Origin of the sequence: Paradesertivirga mongoliensis, assembly GCF_024436395.1 — a bacterium.
Classification (GTDB): domain Bacteria; phylum Bacteroidota; class Bacteroidia; order Sphingobacteriales; family Sphingobacteriaceae; genus Paradesertivirga; species Paradesertivirga mongoliensis.
Genome location: NZ_JAFMZO010000002.1, coordinates 559,880 through 578,203, shown reverse-complemented (window position 1 = coordinate 578,203; position 18,324 = coordinate 559,880). Strand labels below are relative to the sequence as shown.

General features: G+C 40.9%; 23 protein-coding genes. 11 read left to right on the top strand and 12 right to left on the bottom strand.

Annotated features, from left to right (window positions below; translation table 11 throughout):
- The first annotated feature begins 83 nt into the window (after positions 1–83).
- The 6 genes from J3P43_RS08670 (at position 84) to J3P43_RS08645 (ending at position 7,250) form a co-directional block, all read left to right on the top strand.
- Positions 84–2,654, top strand: coding sequence for a phosphoenolpyruvate carboxylase (locus J3P43_RS08670; protein WP_255901240.1), 2,571 nt, complete (start codon positions 84–86; stop codon positions 2,652–2,654).
- A 223-nt stretch (positions 2,655–2,877) separates the two neighbouring features.
- Complete coding sequence (locus tag J3P43_RS08665) at positions 2,878–3,609, top strand: ThuA domain-containing protein (protein WP_255901238.1); 732 nt, start codon at positions 2,878–2,880, stop codon at positions 3,607–3,609.
- 40 nt (positions 3,610–3,649) lie between these two features.
- The gene (locus J3P43_RS08660; protein ID WP_255901237.1) at positions 3,650–4,678 is read left to right on the top strand and encodes a Gfo/Idh/MocA family oxidoreductase; all 1,029 of its coding nucleotides are present in this window, start codon (positions 3,650–3,652) and stop codon (positions 4,676–4,678) included.
- A 35-nt stretch (positions 4,679–4,713) separates the two neighbouring features.
- Positions 4,714–5,508, top strand: a complete 795-nt coding sequence (locus J3P43_RS08655; RefSeq protein WP_255901236.1) for a PhzF family phenazine biosynthesis protein — start codon at positions 4,714–4,716, stop codon at positions 5,506–5,508.
- A gap of 110 nt (positions 5,509–5,618) precedes the next feature.
- Positions 5,619–6,647, top strand: a complete 1,029-nt coding sequence (locus tag J3P43_RS08650) for an MBL fold metallo-hydrolase (protein WP_255901234.1) — start codon at positions 5,619–5,621, stop codon at positions 6,645–6,647.
- A 24-nt stretch (positions 6,648–6,671) separates the two neighbouring features.
- A complete protein-coding gene (locus J3P43_RS08645) occupies positions 6,672–7,250 on the top strand; it encodes a DUF4142 domain-containing protein (protein ID WP_255901233.1) in 579 nt (192 codons plus the stop codon).
- 100 nt (positions 7,251–7,350) lie between these two features.
- On the opposite strand, the gene J3P43_RS08640 is transcribed toward J3P43_RS08645, so the two are convergent.
- The 6 genes from J3P43_RS08640 to J3P43_RS08615 all read right to left on the bottom strand — a co-directional run bounded on the left by J3P43_RS08640 (position 7,351) and on the right by J3P43_RS08615 (position 11,381).
- Positions 7,351–8,523 carry a baeRF7 domain-containing protein gene (locus tag J3P43_RS08640; protein ID WP_255901232.1) on the bottom strand — a complete coding sequence of 391 codons (1,173 nt, stop codon included), beginning with the start codon at positions 8,521–8,523 and terminating at the stop codon, positions 7,351–7,353.
- Positions 8,524–8,526: 3 nt separating this feature from the next.
- A complete protein-coding gene (locus J3P43_RS08635; protein WP_255901230.1) occupies positions 8,527–8,760 on the bottom strand; it encodes a hypothetical protein in 234 nt (77 codons plus the stop codon).
- A gap of 17 nt (positions 8,761–8,777) precedes the next feature.
- On the bottom strand, positions 8,778–9,575 hold the full coding sequence (locus J3P43_RS08630) for an SDR family NAD(P)-dependent oxidoreductase (protein ID WP_255901228.1): 798 nt from the start codon (positions 9,573–9,575) through the stop codon (positions 8,778–8,780).
- Positions 9,576–9,788: 213 nt separating this feature from the next.
- Entirely contained in the window at positions 9,789–10,670 is an 882-nt protein-coding gene (locus tag J3P43_RS08625; RefSeq protein ID WP_255901227.1) for a diacylglycerol/lipid kinase family protein, read from the bottom strand.
- A gap of 21 nt (positions 10,671–10,691) precedes the next feature.
- Positions 10,692–11,027 (bottom strand): MerR family transcriptional regulator, encoded by a 336-nt coding sequence (locus J3P43_RS08620; protein WP_255901225.1) that lies wholly within the window; start codon positions 11,025–11,027, stop codon positions 10,692–10,694.
- A gap of 141 nt (positions 11,028–11,168) precedes the next feature.
- A complete protein-coding gene (locus J3P43_RS08615; protein WP_255901224.1) occupies positions 11,169–11,381 on the bottom strand; it encodes a hypothetical protein in 213 nt (70 codons plus the stop codon).
- A gap of 138 nt (positions 11,382–11,519) precedes the next feature.
- Between J3P43_RS08615 and J3P43_RS08610 the strand changes: the two genes are divergently transcribed.
- On the top strand, positions 11,520–11,759 hold the full coding sequence (locus J3P43_RS08610) for a hypothetical protein (RefSeq protein WP_255901223.1): 240 nt from the start codon (positions 11,520–11,522) through the stop codon (positions 11,757–11,759).
- Positions 11,760–11,766: 7 nt separating this feature from the next.
- Here the strand turns inward: J3P43_RS08610 and J3P43_RS08605 are convergent, their stop codons facing one another.
- Together J3P43_RS08605 and J3P43_RS08600 are read right to left on the bottom strand one after the other, a co-directional pair.
- Positions 11,767–12,327, bottom strand: coding sequence for a hypothetical protein (locus J3P43_RS08605; protein WP_255901222.1), 561 nt, complete (start codon positions 12,325–12,327; stop codon positions 11,767–11,769).
- 60 nt (positions 12,328–12,387) lie between these two features.
- Entirely contained in the window at positions 12,388–12,825 is a 438-nt protein-coding gene (locus J3P43_RS08600; protein ID WP_255901220.1) for a DUF6526 family protein, read from the bottom strand.
- 109 nt (positions 12,826–12,934) lie between these two features.
- Between J3P43_RS08600 and J3P43_RS08595 the strand changes: the two genes are divergently transcribed.
- Both J3P43_RS08595 and J3P43_RS08590 read left to right on the top strand, forming a co-directional pair.
- A complete protein-coding gene (locus J3P43_RS08595; protein ID WP_255901219.1) occupies positions 12,935–13,126 on the top strand; it encodes a cold-shock protein in 192 nt (63 codons plus the stop codon).
- Positions 13,127–13,225: 99 nt separating this feature from the next.
- Positions 13,226–13,432 carry a hypothetical protein gene (locus tag J3P43_RS08590; protein WP_255901218.1) on the top strand — a complete coding sequence of 69 codons (207 nt, stop codon included), beginning with the start codon at positions 13,226–13,228 and terminating at the stop codon, positions 13,430–13,432.
- 2 nt (positions 13,433–13,434) lie between these two features.
- Here J3P43_RS08590 and J3P43_RS08585 read toward each other — a convergent pair whose 3' ends face one another.
- The 3 genes from J3P43_RS08585 to J3P43_RS08575 form a co-directional block, all read right to left on the bottom strand.
- Entirely contained in the window at positions 13,435–13,902 is a 468-nt protein-coding gene (locus J3P43_RS08585; RefSeq protein ID WP_255901216.1) for a hypothetical protein, read from the bottom strand.
- A gap of 13 nt (positions 13,903–13,915) precedes the next feature.
- A complete protein-coding gene (locus J3P43_RS08580; protein WP_255901214.1) occupies positions 13,916–14,107 on the bottom strand; it encodes a hypothetical protein in 192 nt (63 codons plus the stop codon).
- 196 nt (positions 14,108–14,303) lie between these two features.
- Positions 14,304–14,546: a hypothetical protein gene (locus J3P43_RS08575; RefSeq protein WP_255901212.1), complete on the bottom strand. Its 243-nt coding sequence runs from the start codon at positions 14,544–14,546 to the stop codon at positions 14,304–14,306.
- Positions 14,547–14,641: 95 nt separating this feature from the next.
- Between J3P43_RS08575 and J3P43_RS08570 the strand changes: the two genes are divergently transcribed.
- Positions 14,642–15,049: a response regulator gene (locus J3P43_RS08570; RefSeq protein WP_255901209.1), complete on the top strand. Its 408-nt coding sequence runs from the start codon at positions 14,642–14,644 to the stop codon at positions 15,047–15,049.
- A gap of 163 nt (positions 15,050–15,212) precedes the next feature.
- Positions 15,213–17,840 carry an outer membrane beta-barrel protein gene (locus J3P43_RS08565; RefSeq protein WP_255901207.1) on the top strand — a complete coding sequence of 876 codons (2,628 nt, stop codon included), beginning with the start codon at positions 15,213–15,215 and terminating at the stop codon, positions 17,838–17,840.
- Positions 17,841–17,851: 11 nt separating this feature from the next.
- Here the strand turns inward: J3P43_RS08565 and J3P43_RS08560 are convergent, their stop codons facing one another.
- Positions 17,852–18,292, bottom strand: coding sequence for a DUF2147 domain-containing protein (locus J3P43_RS08560; protein ID WP_255901206.1), 441 nt, complete (start codon positions 18,290–18,292; stop codon positions 17,852–17,854).
- Positions 18,293–18,324: the final 32 nt, after the last annotated feature.

The window sequence follows — 18,324 nt, the reverse complement described above, 5'->3', positions numbered from 1 at the left end:
AATATATCGTCTTTTTATCGCCCTAAATTTTACTTACGGTTTAATCCTGCTATTTTTGCCCACCGAATGCCGTAAGCAACAACATGAAACTAAGTCAGAAAGAAGCTCTATTCGCGAGCGAGGTGGTAACAAGATTCGAACTTTATAACAGTTTGTTTTTAACGCTTCCCTTTTATCGCATAAAACATACCGGAACTTTATTGCCATTTTTTACTTCGCATTGCGAAGGGGGGGTGAAGAACCGTCTTGCACCGGAAGATATTATCGAAAGTTTTTTCGGACAATATGAGCAATATGTTCAGGCCGAGGACCGCTTCGATCTGCTTTTCAGGTTTATCCAATACATTGAAAGACAGGTGGTTCTTTTCGACGCTATTGAAGATTCGGCGTTCAATAAAACCAGTAAAAATGAGGACGCCGGAAGTTTGCCGGTGTTATTGCAACAAGCAGGCTCAATCCCTTCGATGAAGGCTCAAATCCAGAAAAAACTGGAAGAGTTTTCGTTAAGGCTTGTGTTAACAGCTCATCCAACCCAGTTTTATCCCGGGAGTGTTCTGGCAATCATCACGGATTTAACGGAAGCGCTGAAAGATAACAATGTAAGCTCTATTCACGAGCTTTTGCAGCAATTAGGAAAAACGCCTTTCTTTAATAAAAATAAACCTACGCCCGTTGACGAGGCAGTGAGCTTAGCATGGTTTTTAGAAAATGTGTTCTATCATGTAGTGTCGAACCTGCAAAAACAGATAGAAAATGAATTTGAAGGGCCTGTATCCATAAATCCGCAGCTGATAGAACTTGGCTTTTGGCCTGGTGGCGACAGGGACGGAAATCCAAATGTAACATCGCAAAGCACTAAAGATGTATCTGAAATTTTAAGAGAGATCTTATTTCGTTGTTATTACAGGGATTTTAAAACTCTTAAACGCCGTATTACCTTCCGGGGAATCGAGGAATATATGAATCGCTTGCAGGATCTGTTTTACACCAACAGCTTTATGCGGGTGGAAGAACCGAAAGACCTGCAGTCGGAAATTCTCGAGAACTTGGAAGCTATTAAGACGGTATTAATTACCAGTCACGATAGTCTTTTCCTTAATACCGTTGACGACTTAATCAGAAAAGTTCGTCTATTCGGCTGTTATTTCGCCTCTCTGGATATCCGTCAGGATAGCCGGGTCCTGAGAAAAACTCACCAGGCATGCCGTAAATATCTGAGTACACCGTTCCCGGAAGGGTATGATGAATTGCCGGAAGCTGAGAAAGTTAAGCAATTGCCATTTGAGGAAGCGGATTGTCCTTGCGATACCCTTGATGATTTGAGCAATGATACGCTTCAAACTATCCGGCTGATGAAAAATATGCAGTATGCCGGAGGTGAAAAGGCCTCTCACCGTTTCATTATCAGTAACTGTCAACAAGCGTCTGATATACTTCAGCTGATGAATCTCTTTATGTGGAGCGGCTGGAAGAAGGAGGATATCCATGTAGATTTTGTGCCTTTATTCGAAACGGTGCAGGATTTGTCTGCCGCAGCAGCAGTGATGGAGAGTCTTTATACTCACCCTTTTTACAAGGCACATCTGGAGCGCAGGGGAAACAAACAGGTAATTATGCTTGGTTTCTCAGACAGTACTAAAGACGGAGGCTACCTAATGGCCAACTGGTCTATTTACAAGGCCAAGATTGAGCTTACTACCATCGCGAGAAAAAGCGGAATTCAATTAGCGTTCTTTGATGGTCGTGGAGGCCCACCGGCCCGCGGCGGTGGTAAAACGCACAAGTTTTACGCTACTATGGGTCAGGAAATCGCTAACGATCATATCCAGCTTACAATACAGGGCCAGACTATCAGCAGCCAATACGGTTCATTTGATACAGCTCATTATAATATTGAACAGCTGATAAACGCCGGTGTGGTATCGTCTCTTGATACTCATAACGATAAAGATACACTTACATCTTCCGAGAAGGCGCTTATCGACCTGATGGCCAATGAGAGTCATCATGCATTTGTATCGCTAAGGGAAGATCCATTGTTTTTAAAATATCTGGAGCGTTTCAGCCCACTGAAGCTCTTGTCTCAGATTAATATCAGTAGCCGCCCTGTAAAGCGTAATTCTGGTGCAGAGCTTAAACTGGAGGATCTGCGTGCCATTAGTTTTGTAACTTCATGGAGTCAGCTTAAGCAAAACATTCCAGGTTTTTACGGGGTGGGTTCTGCTCTGAAAAAAGTAAAGGAAAAAGGCGATTGGGAAGAAGTAAAACGGCTTTATATCTCGTCGGGGCAATTCAAAACAATGATTGACAACTGTATGATGTCAATGTCGAAATCTGATTTCAGAATTACAGCCTATCTTGAAAAAGATCGTGAATTTGGTACGTTTCTTAAGCAGTTGAAGGATGAGTATGAGCTTACCCGCGATTTGATCCTGGAACTGACAGGCACTACTGTTATTATGGAACAGTATCCTGTAGAGCGCCGTTCGATAGCTTTGCGCGAAAAAATCATACTTCCACTGGTAACTATCCAACATTATGCTTTGCAAAAGCTGCAAAGTGAGGATTTAGACGAAGCACATATCAAGATATATAACAAGCTGGTTATTCGTACCGTGTACGGGATTGTAAACGCCGGCCGGAATCTAGCGTAGTTTTCGAAACGCTGACCGCACGTTGTAATGCAGCATGCGGTCAGCGCTTTTTTATTTCCGGTAAACTTGTCAATCCGGTAATATTTCTATCCTGATATCTATTACCATTTATCTCTTGCCACTACTCCATGGCCGTAGGTCCATATTGAAATTGAAAAGCGAAGTTCATCTTTCAATTTTCAGGTCTAAGTTCTAACTTAGAACTTTCCGCTAACGTACAATTATGAAAAAGTTTTTATTACTTCTCCTTCCAGCATTATTTTGTTTGTCATTACGACCGACGGAAACACCAAAAGAGCCTTTGAAAGTTTTGATTTTCTCAAAAACCATGGGCTTCCGGCATAAAAGTATTGATGATGGTATTCGTGCGATAAAAAAGCTGGGTGCTGAAAATGGTTTTATTGCTGATACAACCGAGAATTCGGATCGCATAAATAAAGAAAATCTGAAAAATTATAAAGCGATCATTTTTTTAAGCCCTACCGGTGAGTTTTTTAATGATGAGCAGAGATCCGCCTTTCAAAGCTACATACGGCGGGGAGGGGGCTTTGTGGGAATTCATGCTGCAACGGATTGCTTATTTAAATGGGAATGGTATGGTAAGATGATAGGCGCTTACTTTACCGATCATCCGGCAACTCAGGATGCAATAATTAATGTCGTTAACACAAAGCATCTGGCTACAAAAGATCTTTCTTCGCCATGGAAACGAAAAGACGAATGGTACAATTTAAGATACACTAATCCTGATGTAAAGGTACTTTTAAAAATAGACGAAACATCTTACAAAGGCGGTAAAAATGGTGACAATCACGCTATCTCCTGGTATCACAAATTTGAGGGCGGCAGAGTTTTTTATACGGGACTCGGACATACCTCAGAATCTTTTAACTCTGATAAGGACTTTTTAAACCATTTGCTTGGCGGCATAAAATATGCTTTAGATATAAAATAGTCTGTTAAACCAATAATCCAAAAAAGCTTATAAAGGAACGATGAAAGAACAAATAATTACGGGAATTTTGTCATATGGAATGTCGGGAAGATTATTTCACGCTCCTTTTGTTGAGACACACAAAGGTTTTAATTTTTACGCTGTAACCGAGCGGACTGAAAAACGTGCAAGCGGCAGGTACCCCCATGTGATAAGTTATAATTCGGTTGATGAACTCTTAGCCGACCCTAAAGTGGAGTTGGTAATTGTTAATACACCTAACAACACCCACTTCGAGTTTTCCAGAAAAGCGCTTGAGGCCGGAAAACACGTTTTGGTAGAGAAGCCCTTCACTTCTACCGTCGCGGAAGCTAAAGAATTGTTTGCGTTGGCTAAAAGAGTGGGACGGCACATTATGGTTTATCATAACCGGCGTTGGGATACAGACTTCCAGTCGGTAAAAACGGTGATTAACGGCGGCAAACTAGGTAAGCTTATCGAGGTTCATTTTCGGTTTGACAGGTATAGGAAGGAGATCAGCAAAAAAGCGTTTAAAGAGAACCCGCTTCCGGCGAGCGGCTTGAGTTATGACCTCGGGCCTCATTTGCTGGATCAGATCATCAGCCTTTTTGGAAAGCCTCTGAAGTGGCATAAGATCCTCGGCGTCTTTCGCCCCGAATCGCTGGTCGACGATTATATGCACATTCATCTTTTCTACCCGCGAGGATTGAATGTTTTTGTAACAGCTAATCTGTTAACTGCTCATCCTCTGCCGGCCTTCGTACTTCACGGAACCCAGGGAAGTTTCATTAAAGAAAGAACCGACATTCAGGAGGAACAACTGGACAAGGAGATCTCGCCACTGGATCCGTCATACGGTGTGGAGCGCGATGGCTCGGAAGGAATTTTTACTACGATTGATGCTAAAGGCAATAAGTCTACCCGGTATAATACCGCGCTGAAGGGCAACTACAGCCGGTTGTTTGACGCCGTGTATAACCAGATTCGCAAAAACGAACCATATCCTGTAAAGGAAGACGAAATACTATGGCAGATCGAAATTCTTGAAGGACGAAGTGTTAAGGTTTAATTGATTTATAGTATTTTAGGCGAAATACTTCGCCCATGAATAAAATCAGATTTTTCCAGGTAGATGCCTTTGCCGATACTCAATTTAAGGGTAATCCGGCAGCAGTGTGCTTGCTATACGATGAGCTTCCCGATGAAACGATGCTTGCTATAGCAGCAGAAAACAACCTCTCGGAGACGGCTTTCATAGTTAAAAGGACAGACGGATTTGGGTTACGGTGGTTTACACCGACAGTCGAGGTTGATCTTTGCGGTCATGCTACTCTGGCTTCTGCTCATATCTTATGGCAGGAGGGATTGTTAACGCCAGGAGAAGCGGCCTCTTTTTACACTAAGAGCGGTTTACTCACTGCCGTCCAGTCGGACGATTGGATTGAACTTGATTTTCCTGCTTCATTTGAATCCGGGAAAGTGATGCCGGAAAAAGCCTTAGCTGCCCTGGATGTGCAGGCCGTTAATGTTGCTTTTTCTGAGACCAGATTTATCGTTGAGCTCGCTTCTGTTAATGATGTGTATCAATGTAATCCCGATTTCAAAGTATTGAAAGATTATGAGGGAGTGGTGATTACTTCGCGGGGAGATTCTGCATCTGATTACGACTTTATCTCAAGAACATTTGCGCCTGCTCATGGTGTCGACGAAGATCCCGTTACCGGATCTTCGCACTGTTGCCTGGCCACATATTGGTCTAAGCGGTTAAACAAAACGGAAATGTTTGCTTACCAGGCTTCGGTTAGGGGAGGAGAAGTTCGTGTAAAACATAAAGGAGACAGAGTGTTATTTGCCGGAAAAGCTGTTACCGTTATCCAGGGGTTTTTTCATCTGGCTTAAATTGTTTGAGAGCCAAATTCCTGACTCTCAAATAATTTCCACCCAAACTATTTTAAACCTTGTGCCCGGGCTTGTTGTTCTATAGGCAGTTATAACTAACAACTCAACCTATGGAAATTCTTAAAAACGCTGAATATACTCCAATTAAAAGCTCTGGACTGGAATACTACAAAGTCTCGTCTGGCGTATGGGGGATGAAAATAGTATTTGTAAATGTTTATATTATTGCCGCCGGGGAAAACGCAGGAAATAACTGGGTTTTGGTGGATGCGGGCCTTAAGGGTTCTGGAGAAAAAATCGTCCGGATGGCCGAAGATATATTCGGGGAAGGTACAAAGCCCTCAGCCATTATCCTTACTCATGGCCATTTCGACCATGTGGGCGCTCTGGAAGAACTGCTTGAAACCTGGAGCACGCCGGTTTATGCACACTACCTGGAACTTCCATATCTAAAAGGGATCTCATCTTATCCACCTCCCGATCCGATGGTGGGCGGAGGTTTGATGAGCCTAATGTCATGGACCTTTCCTAAAAAGCCCAAAGATCTTGGAAATAAAGTTCGCAGATTTGCGGCACACACTACGGCAGTTCCCGAACTTCCCGATTGGCAATTTATCCATGTACCGGGCCACTCGCCGGGCCAGATAGCTCTTTTTCGCGAGCTCGATCGTACACTTATATCTGCAGATGCTTTTGTTACCACTAAACAGGAATCGGCATTTTCTGTGATGACACAAAAGCATATTCTCTCCGGTCCGCCTAAATACTTTACAGTTGATTGGATTGCTGCACGCGAGTCGGTAGAAAAATTGCGGGATTTAAGGCCCCATGCCGCTGCTACCGGCCATGGTTACCCGATGTACGGAGAAGAGTTGACAACCTCGCTTAATAATTTGGCAGACAATTTTGAAGAAGAAGCCGTTCCAAAGTATGGCAGGTACGTTAAAGAGCCGGCCAGGGCCAATAAAAATGGCGTTCAGTACATCCCAAAGCGGGTGAACAATCCAGAGCTTATAGCAGCTGTAGCTTTGATAGGAGCCGTTGCTGCTTTTGCGATTGTTTGGAAGCTTACCAGAAAAAAAGTGCAAAAGGATGACTCTTCAATTTCTGATTTTTTTGCAAAAGGCTTTAGCTATTAGAAAACCTATTTAAAAAGATTCACTATGAAAAAGATGTTTTTCTTGCCAATCGCGGCTCTTATTTTAGGGTGCAATAATTCAGGCACTCAGAATAACGATGCAGGCGCCGACAGTGTTATGAACGACACTATTGCCACCACTCAGGTTGATGAGGATGCGAAACGGTTTATTGACGAAGCTTTAAACAGTGGTGCCATGGAAGTAGAACTTGGAAAGCTGGCTCAGGCGCAGGCCTCAAACTCAAGGGTTAAAGCTTTCGGCGCGATGATGGTCAAGGATCATACGGCTGCCGGCGATGAGCTGAAGGCTCTTGCTGCCGCTAAAAATATGATGTCCATACAAGTTATGGAGAGCGGGCACATAGATGAAATTGCCGATTTAAAAAAGGAGAATGGTGTCGGCTTCGATAAAAAATATATCAAAATGATGCTTTCGATGCATCGTAAAGACATCGATAAATTCGAAGATATGGCAAAAGAGGATGACCAACCCGATTTGAGGGCATTTGCCGCAAAACATTTACCTAAGTTGAAAATGCATCTGGATTCGGCGAAGGCTATTAACAAAGAAGTTAAGGGTAGCTCTGATCCAACAGATAATTGAGGTTTTGCTGATAGGGAATAGTCAAACGAATTAGTGCTGTAAAAGAGTAAGCAAAAGAGGGCGTCCCAGAAGACGCCCTCTTTTTGTTTGATGATTCGGCTTACAACGAATAGCGCATAAATGCAGCAATTGGTGTATCGGCTGGCATTTTCTCTTTTTCGAGCATATGCACTTCGCCTCCATTCATCAAAGTTTTAATAATTGCCTTATTAATAAGGCACTCATCGTCCTCCTGTTTTTGTTCGTTGATAGTGATAGAATTATTGTTTTCGTCAAACTTTCCCCATATACGCTGGTCTTTCTGAACAAAAAGATCAGAAACCTGCGAGAAATATGCTGCCGGAATAACCTCTTCCGGAATGGAAGTAGTTAGTTCTTTTGCAGAGTTGTTATAGTAATTTTTCAGGGCATCGTTACTGTACTCCCTGAAATATGGCGCAAGTTTATCTTTTACTTTAAGATATAAACTTTGCCTGTCTTCATGTTCATAGTTTCCAGTCAGGCTCACTTCCGAAATATGCTTGTAGTTTGAAATTTGCTTATAATAAGCTATTTCATAATCTACCGATGCGAGTACAAGAGGTACATGCTGGTTATGCAATACTTCTGTCCAGAGGGTTTGATCAACTTCCTTTAAATATTGAAGCAAATATTCATCCTCATCAGATAAACCCGAGCCATGTCCATGAAAGCTTGCACCGACAGAAGCCGCGGACCCGGCTGCTGCGCCCGCCCGACGGTGGATCTGTCTGGCTTCTTTGAGCTCAAAGGGAACAACATCGTCCATCCCGGTAGGAAGTTCAGCTATTTCGAGCTTTTTCATTTCGAACTGATCGCCTTCATAGAATTTGCAGGCATGCTTGCTTAATACCAGCAGATAAAAGCGGTGTCTTCTTTCCATCACGGGAAGAAGAGGGGTCAGTAGAAAAGAGCTGTTTACTAAAACCTCTTCTTTAACAGATAAGGGTAACTGGTACATTTTAAAAAACTTCTCCGACATGAACACTGCAAGCCCCTTCGACTGGTTGTTCCAGAATTCTTCGTCTCTGATGAGTTCTACTGCAGGCGCAAGAATGGCATCAACCTTCCTTACATCATACCCTTTACCTGTTAGCTGAACCCTCGCTTTCTGAACATTATTTTTAAATACGAGCGTGTCATACTTTTCGTTTACCTCTACACCCGAAGAATGGGTTGGTATGTATATACTCACGCAACCATCAGCCTGATGGTTAGCGAGTTCTTTGAATTCATCTTTTGAAATTACATCCATAATTTAAGCTTTAAGGCTATTGTCATTATTCTCCTCACCTTTGTTAAGATTCCTGTTTTTATGTCTTAAATTCACATTTGCCGAAGGTTCATCCTCGCCATCGGTGTACTTTTCTGCTAATTCATTGTCTGTTTCTAAATCATTCACTGCGAATGCATCTTTTAATCCGTGTGTCTCACGTCCGCTGCCCGAAGGTTTACCCTTTGGAGGAACGTATCCTGTTTTTGTTTTGGCCATATTAATAGATATTAAGGTTATTTAGATTTGTCTTCTTCCATGTATTTGCGTGCCATTTTCGAAACAAGTTCATTCGGCATTACCGTACTAATGGCTGCTTGTGCGCCTACTTTTGCAGTTGCTACTACGTGATGTTCGCCTTTCATCAGCGCTTCATAACCTTCCTTAGCTACTTTCTCTGCATCGTCGGCCATTGAAGCGGCTACTGTGTGCTCCATATCTGCTTTGTTAAAGAAATCTGTGTCCGTAGGGCCTGGGATTAGAGATGTTACGGTGATATTGGTGTCTTTTAACTCGTTTATCAATGCGTCGCTAAGCGAAAGTATAAAGGCCTTGCTTGCCGCGTAAACCGCCAGCATTGGTGTTGGCTGATAAGCAGCTATAGAGGCAAGGTTCAGGATTCTTCCCTCATTTCGTTCGCGCATATCATTTAAATAAAGTTGCGTTAACTGAACCACAGCTAAAATATTAAGATTGATGATCTCTTGATATTTGCTGAAATCTATATCCCAAAAAAAACCTCTCTGGCCTATACCTGCATCGTTAACCAGGATATTCACGTCAATGCCCTGCTTTTTTGTCTCCTGATAAACCTCGGCCGCTGCATTTGGAATAGAAAGATCTTTGGGGACGACAGTTATACGTCGAGTACTAAACTCCGAGGCGAGCTCCTCAGACAATCGGCTTAAATTTTCTGCCGTTCTAGCCACAAGCACCAGGTCATACCCGTCTTTGGCAAACAATCTGGTAAGATGATAGCCAATACCACTACTGGCACCCGTTATAAGTGCAGTTCCTTTGTTTACCGATTCCATACATACTTAATTTAGAAGGTAGAATTCTATCTCATATGGTGAAATTAGAATGAAGCAAATGTTAATTATTTAACCTCTCAGAACTGAAACAGTTTTCTAAAATTGATAATATCAGGTACTTAAGTCTAAACGGGAATTTTTAAATTAAAGCGAAACTAATACTGCTGATTGACGCATAAGTTTCATTAAAAAAAGAAAAAATAATTCCCCTGATTAGTACTCTGAAGGTACAATAATGGTAAGGGCAGATGGCAGAACTTCGACGTTAATTTCTTTAGTTTTTCCAATTATCTCGCCGTCAATCTGTAATGTGGTTTTTTTGGAAGTTTGAATAACCGCTTTTTCGCAGCTTAACACCTCTACAAACTCTGAGGTTTGTAACCGGCCAACAAACATTTTCCAGGTAATAGACAAAAGGTGTATTTTGGGAAATGGTTTGATAATCACCAGCTCAAATTTGCCATCATCAAGCTTTCCTAAGGGATTAATTACTGCACCAGTACCATATTTTGACGCGTTTGCGAAGGTTACTGATACCGCTCTCCTTTTTATTTGCTGATTGTCGACGTTGATATTGAATTTGTAGTCGTCAATTAAGAAAAGTTCTTTAAAAAGATGCCTGGCATAGGTCCATAAACCCCGTTTAGGGTCTTTTTCAAATCGTTTTACAATGCTGGCGTTTAGTCCTACGTCGCCCAGGTGAATACAAATATTTCCATTTATGCTCAGCAGGTCTATTTTCTTTTGAATACCGCTGGTTATAAGGGCCAGCGAGCTTTCGGGGCGATTGCTAATTTTTAATTCTCTCGCCATTCCGTTTGCCGAGCCAAGCGGAACTATTAAAAGTGGCATCTCCTCGCTATTTAAAATCTTTGCCAGCAGATTTACGGTGCCATCTCCACCCGCTACAGCGACGATATCGGGTGAATAGGCTGCGATCTCTTTTTTTATGTTTTTTTCTTCATTACTGCTCTGAAGCCGGTAGATTAAATATTCAAAGCCCTGGGTTCTTGACTCTTCAGAAATAGAGAGTTCCAGACTTCCCCCTTCACGATTTCCGGCACGGGGATTAATAACAAACAGAACTTTGAGCATAGTTTTATAAAGGAAAAAAACCTAAAGTTGTTCTTTGACCTCTAAAAGAAATTGTTTCAGACGTTCAAGGGAATCAATTACCTTCTGGTTTTCCTTCACCTCCGATTTATTGTTTTTCAGGTATTCCCGGGCTCCCTGCAAAGTAAAACCTTTGTCTTTTACGAGATGAAAAATGATCTTTAGATTCTCGACATCTTCGGGTGTGAAAAGCCGGTTGCCTTTTTTATTTTTTTTAGGCTGCAAAATATCGAACTCTTTCTCATAAAAACGTATCTGAGAAGCATTAACATTAAACATTTCCGTTACCTCGCCCATGGTGTGGTAACGTTTGGTTATGTCGCGTTCTTTGTAAGGCATGAACAAAGATAAGAGGATTTAGGATTTTGAAATATAAATCTGACTTTTATAAGGAATGGATTGTTGATAGTTCTCGATCAGAATTGCCTGTTAAAACAAAGGGGTGCGACAGATTCGAACAAGCTTATCTATCGCACCATTTTAGGCTGCATCTTTATGATTATTTTGCAGGAAGGTTAAAAAGTCAAAATACTCGCTGTCGATTTCTTTCCAAAGGCTTTCTGCTTCAGCTAGTAACTCGTCTTTGGTAAAATCGTCGCCCTGTAAAGCTTTTTCTATTTTTAAATTGAGATAGATTGTTTCCAGATATAAAGTCTCTTCGCCTAACTTTTGAAGATGTTCAGTCGTTTCCATAGTGTTATTTGTTGATAACAAGGGTTTTGCAATTTCTGTGCCATCGCTTGCTATAGCGATAGGGCTTTTTGAAAAAGATTAGGTCAAACAAACTTTTTTTGATAGCATTGCATTTATTTTGTAATTGCCAAAGAGATCATGAAATTAGTTAAGAAAGTTGTTGTACTTACTCCGGTATTAACCTTGATGTTTGCCTTGTTTGCTGTTAACGTTTTCGCAGTTGGAAATCCGGTGGATAGCGATCTAAGCAATACAGCTGGTACCAATTCTGGAAAAAGTCACCTTGATATCTACATCTTTATCGTTGCCTTATTAGTGCTTTGTATCATTGTTCCTTTTTACGAAGACCGGAACAAAAAGGCGCGTAAGACCTCTTAAAGGTAATTCAGGTTACTTCCAGAGAAAGCAGCACCGAACAGAACGTGTTATAAATGCTTCTTAGCTGTGCTGTGTCAGTAATAGCTTTTTCTATTTTCAGCTCCAGAAAAGGTGCTTTTCCATCTGCATCATCCATGGTATATTCAACAATACCGAATGAGAGGTCGGGCAGAAAGGTTAAAAGATCCCGGGTTTTTATATCGGAAAATAATTCAAAAAGCTTTTGCTGATTATTGGTCTTAACTACAAATCGCTCATCAAATTGCCGGTAACCCAGAACAACATCCTGCATGCCGAAAAACTTCCCTATTTCATCGGTAAAACCCTGGTTGTAGATCGAAAAACGGAATTCGCTTCTCCCGAACAGATAGGACGAAAAAACGGTATAAGCCACAGCTTCAAACCCGAGTGCATGATTGTTGAAAATCTCGAGAATAACCCTTCTTTCCCGTAGTTCTAATACAGCATGATATTCGAGCGGGTCGGGGTCAGTTCTGAAATCAGCGGTAACCTCATCCCACAGTTCTTTTTCTCCAGGTGCAGAGATTATTTTTTCTTCGTCTTCCATGTAACGTGTTTAATGTAGAACTGACAGGCGCAGACATAGTTTTAATGAACCTTTACATTTTTAAATACGCATGTGGTCGGGCAGCCAGGTTTGTATTTGATTTTTTATCTCGCGCGGAGAAAGATTTTTCGTTACTGTACGCTCTATAAGTGCAGGAAGCTCCTCGTCGGAAGCGAAACGTAATGCTGCCAATTGACCGAAATTTAGTTTTTGTTCAATCGGCTCGAAACGCTCGTGGGTAATCTGATAATATCTTAAACGCATTTCTAAACGGATGGTCCGGTTCTGAGACATCATGGCGTAGTGTTGGCGCGTCATAAAAGACAACCAGGCAATTAAGATAAAAGTGGCTGTAAATAGTGCGTATACAAATTTCAGTTCGGAATTGTCGGCGAACTTGTCGATGCTTAGTGCAATTAAAGTTAAACACACCGGGTAAAAAACGAAATGATGGGGATAGTAATACCGTTTGTGGTTGTTAGCGTTCTGGGTTTCCATGGCGCTAAGTTAGTCTCATAACAGTGTCACACAATTTAATAAAGTAAAATATATGCCTGTTTCTATTTTTTTAAGCGTACCTTTATATCTATACATAAATAATTAAGTAATGCAACAAGGAACAGTAAAATTTTTTAATGAAACTAAAGGTTTCGGATTCATCACACCAAGTAATGGTGGTAGCGAAATCTTCGTTCATTCTTCAGGCCTAATTGACAACATTCGCGAGAATGACACCGTGAGCTACGATGTAGAGCAAGGTAGAAAAGGCCTAAACGCGGTAAATGTGAAAGTTAGCTAAACAGCACTGATATATATCGTAAAGCATCCCTTTCAGGGATGCTTTTTTTTTGCTTCTTTTTTCCCTAAACAAAACCATGAATCGTTGTATTTACTGTAAATGGAACGAAATAAGATCATTATTCGGGGGATTGAGTATTTGCTGGAGCCTGGTTTGCATCCGGGATATTATTCTGTCACTTCCAGAGGCAAATCTGCAATGCTGGGTAAAACCCCAGACGGCCTTTGGGAGTTTTCGCTTCAATCTTCAGACCCTTTGAATATCTCTGCCGACGAATTGGGAAGGGAAATAGAAAAACGCAGTTAAAGCTAAACGAGTGATTCTTTTACAGAATCACTAAATACAAGCTCAACCGGGTCGCCAAAACCCAGTCTTGCCCTAAATCTGTCGAACCAGGTTTTTGACTCAATAATTTGTAACCGATATAACTCCTGACCGGAGATTTCTGCCGGCCAGACCACATTACTTTTAAAGTTTGTAGCCGAACCAAGCTTTGGTTTAATTTCTGCTTTAAGTAATTGTGATAGTTGCTGCAATACCTCCTGCATTCCGTTTGCATATGCCGAAATTTGAAACGTTTCTTCGGCATTTAAAACAAACACTATAAACCAATCGTTCCGGAAAACTGCGTGCATAGTGGTGTATTCTCCAATTATGCAGATGGCCGGGATGTTGATTTCAAGCATGCTTTTAGAATCCACCTCCCAAACCATTGTATTGTTTTGTATGTAAACCTTGCCGGAGTCATCCCTTGGAATAATAGTTTGTTCGTCCATATTGACTTTGAAATTACTGGTATTGTTCAAGATGGAGTTTTAATTCATTGCCAGCCTTAAGCCATTCTTCTTTGGCGACTAGGTATTCCGGAGAATCTGTAGTTTCACTCCCTGAAATGCCCAGTTCTTCCTGAAGTTTTAATACGACGGCAAATTTTTCCTGGTAATTGCTCTGAAGTGTTTTAAGCTTGATCAAATCCTGCATAGGTGTCTAAGATAGTATTTGTAGGAAACAAAAGTCGAAAACTTTCGTAGGAATATCCATCGATTTATGAAATATGATGTTTTTCTATAAAAAAATCCCTAAAGCTCTTGTCTATCTAAGAGGCTTTACAATCGCTTTAATCGTTATTGCTCTTGTGGGCTGGGTGATAGGCTGGCTCCGTAGTTTATAAGCGGGGTTAATACAGTTGTTCTATGTCCATTTTTTCGAGATAGGGTTCCAGGATGCGGACTGTCTTAAATGGTTTTACCCGGGTAATTTTATTCTTTATTTCATCGTAGAATATTTCCGCATAAAAGTTGCCGATATTGAACAGGAATATCAGGTATGGCTTTGCTTCCCTTTCGCCTAAAAATTCTCCTTTTGAGGCAGTTTCAACCTGCTCATCAACAGAGAGTTTGAAGAAATCGTTAAGCTTCATTGGTACATGTTTTTTAATATATAGATAACTTTAAATTCGTCAAAAAGTTCTAAAATATGTGTAAACCTTTTTTGCCTTAAGCAGTATAACAGGGCATGAACCACGGGCTGATAGCAGTTATTGACAACGACGACCTTGACAGATATATTTATAAAAAAATCATTCTTTTAACCTGCCCTTCTTATCGGTTTATCGATTTCTCAAACGGCTTTGATGCGTTAAAGTACATGAGAAAAAACTATAATAACGCTGCTGCATTGCCGGATATTCTTTTGCTGGACCTCCGTATGCCGGGGTTAAGCGGATGGCAATATCTGGAACAATATGATATCCTGAAAAAAAGTCTGCACAAGACCACGCGCCATTATCTCTGTTCTTCGTCTATCGAACGTGTTGACCGGCGAATTAACAATGGTAGTCTCAACGGTTATTATATCAAACCTTTATCTCCACAAAACCTGAGGGAAATAATTTACGACGCAGAATACAACAAAGCCAGCTGAGCATTGCTTAGAGCGAAGTGCTAGTGTTGATATTTGTTTGTTTAAAATTTATCAAGCTAGGCTTTGTTTTGTTGGGAAATTGATAACGGAAGGAGTAACATCTTGATTACTTTGCAAGTAGTTTGAAACAGATGCCCTAATTTTGCGGTACACACTAGGTCCAATGAAAAAGTTCTGTTTCCTCCTGTTTATAATCTTTCAAATAAGTCTGGCAAATGCTCAGTATCTTGTGAAAGGAGTAGTACAGGACTCCAGCGGCCTCCCGCTAACCGGAGCCATCGTCAGATTGAAATTTCAAGCAGACAGTATCGCAGCTATCGCTGATACAGATGGAAGTTATGTTTTTAGAAATGTTAAATCCAACCAATTTACTCTCAGCGCTTCTTTTATAAGTTTTCAGAGCTTTATAAAGACCTATAACTTCTCTCCCGATGTGAAGGAAATAATTATTCCGGCAATTAAGTTAGGCGAGGCCAGTAACAATTTAAATGCGGTGGTTATCACAGCAGTTACACCAGTAAAGATTAAAGAAGATACCCTGGAGTTCAATGCAAAATCATTTGCGGTACGTGAAGGCTCGTCGGTAGATGCGGTCTTGAAGAAGCTTCCCGGCGTTGCTGTTGATAAAGACGGTAATGTTACAACGCAAGGCAAGCCGATCACGAAGGTACGGGTTAACGGGAAGGATTTTTTCGGCGCTGATGTAGCTACGGCGATTCAGAATCTTCCGGCCGACATTGTAAAAAACCTGCAGGTTATTGACGACTATGGAGATCAGGCTAAATTAACCGGAATAAAAACCGGTGAGTCCGAGAAGATACTTAACATCAATATCGACGAGGATAAAAAGAGGGGATATTTTGCCCGCGGTACGGGTGGAATGGGTAATCAAGAGAGATACCTTGCCAGCATGCGTGCAAATTTCTTTAGAGGCGAGCAGCAGATTTCGGTTAACGGTACCATGAATAACACCAATTTACGCGGCGGTGGAGGAGATGGTACTACCGATTCAAAACACATCGGCGTAAATTACAGGAACAAATTCAATGAAAAAGTTTCGGTAGATGGCGGGTACTCGTTTAGAAACCGGGATAATAACACTTTCGGATCTGAGTATACACAGAATTTTGGCTTCGGTCGCTTTGAAGATCGGCTAAGTGATAATTCAAACAGGAGTAACGGACATAATTTCTGGGGAAATTTTGAATATACACTTGATACCTTAAACTATATTAAGATATCGCCCTATGGATCTTTTGATAATTCAGCTAATACCAGTTTAGGTACGTCCTTTATCAATCAAACAAATATAAAAGAGATCACAGAGCGATCAAGCCGCTCATTTGGCAACTCCTTATCCGGAAACATAGGGACAAATATTTTTCTGAATCATAAATTTTTAAAGAAGGGCCGGAATATAAGTTTATTTGCTGCAGTGAACTATAATGCGGGAGAGGGGTCAAGGGATGTTCAAAACGATTATATAATTACCGATAGTATTGGGCGCGACTCGACCAGGAACCAATATCAGTTGATCGATAATTCGAACGAAAATATAAGAACCAGTTCTAATTTGTCGTATATGGAACCAATCGGTAAACAGTCTTTTGTTGAACTTAGTTATAATTGGAGCAGATCGAATACAAAAACAAACCGTTATACCGAAGATGTGGAGAATGATCTGGCAATACCAAATCCAAACTTAAGTAACGATTTTGAATATCAGTTTACAACTAACAGGCTGAGTTTAAATTACAGGTATCTTCATCAAAAGTATAACTATACACTGGGTTTTGGGGCTCAACAGGCACAGTTGGAAGGTCAGAATATTAATAAAGGATTACGTACTGATAACAAAACCATTAATCTTGTTCCTACTGCGCGCTTCGTGTACCGCTTCAATAAGCAAAAATCTCTTTCTGTAAATTATAATGGCCGTAATAATCAGCCAGGGTTTAACCAGTTGCAACCGCTTACAGACAACTCTAACTTGCAGAATACGGTTACTGGTAACCCTAACTTAAAGCCGGAGTTCGTGCATGGCCTAAATATGGAGTATAACCAGTCTGATTGGAAATCGGGGCACACCCTGTACACAAATCTTGAGTTTAGTCGGACGCAAAATAAAATCGTGACTACCAAGGTTCAGGTAGATAATACCTCTAATCAGCTCACCAGTTATACTAACACGGATGGTTTTTACAGTTTGAGAGGTAATTATGCTTATTCGAAGCCATTTTCTGAAAGAAAGTACACTATTACCTGGGATGGCGGAGCGTCTTTTAATAATAACATTGCTTTTATTGGCAGAGACGGGGTAATATCAAGAAACATCGCTCAAAACCTGGTGATTAATCAGGGGCTTGAATTCGGGATAGATCTGAAGGATATAGTTGATCTGGAATTCAGAACTTCATATTCTGTAAACAGTACCCGGTTTTCACAGGAAAGCTCTACCGATAGAAAGACCAATACCGTAGAATTTCAGTTAGAGGGAGAAAATTACTTCTTTAAAGACTTAACGCTGGGATATGAAGTTTCGAAGCGTATTAATAGTGGGTTTAGCAATTCAGCAATAAAGAACCCAACGATTGCAAACGTATTTATAGAATACCGCTTTCTAAAAGGAAATGCAGGAACTTTTAGAATTCAGGGTTTCGATTTGCTTAATCAAAATACCGGTTTTGTGAGAGATGTCTACGATAATATTATCGTAGACAGGCAGACTAACCGTTTGGGGCGTTATTTTTTAATGTCATTTGGCCTAAGACTACGGAAATTCGGTGTGTAGAGGTAATTTGTTTAAGATTCAACCCTTGTCCAGGTTTCTGTTTTTCCTAAGAGGCTTATTCCAAAATAGGCCCTGATATTCAGCTTATTCTTTTCCTGCAACGTCATCTGACAATTATAAGTGTTTCCACTTTTAGGGTCGTAAATCTTGCCATCAGACCAGATTCCCTTGTTTTTGTAACTGAAACCGTGTAACACGTCGAGGCCAACTATTGGCCGTGATCGCAAATTTTGAGATGGATTTTTGATATCCCGTTTGGGTTTTCCCGTATCATCGTTTGGTTCACGTAACCATACAATCTTCCCATAATATAAATTTCCTTTTTTATAAATCTGGATCTGTCCGCTACCATGAGCGCTTTGCCATTTTCCCAAAATGTCATCAGCATTTTGAGCGAAAGCGAGTTGAGCAAAAATGATGAGAGTAAATATTATAAAAGCCTGTTTTTTCATAGATGTTGTTTTAATATAAACGCTTATGGTGG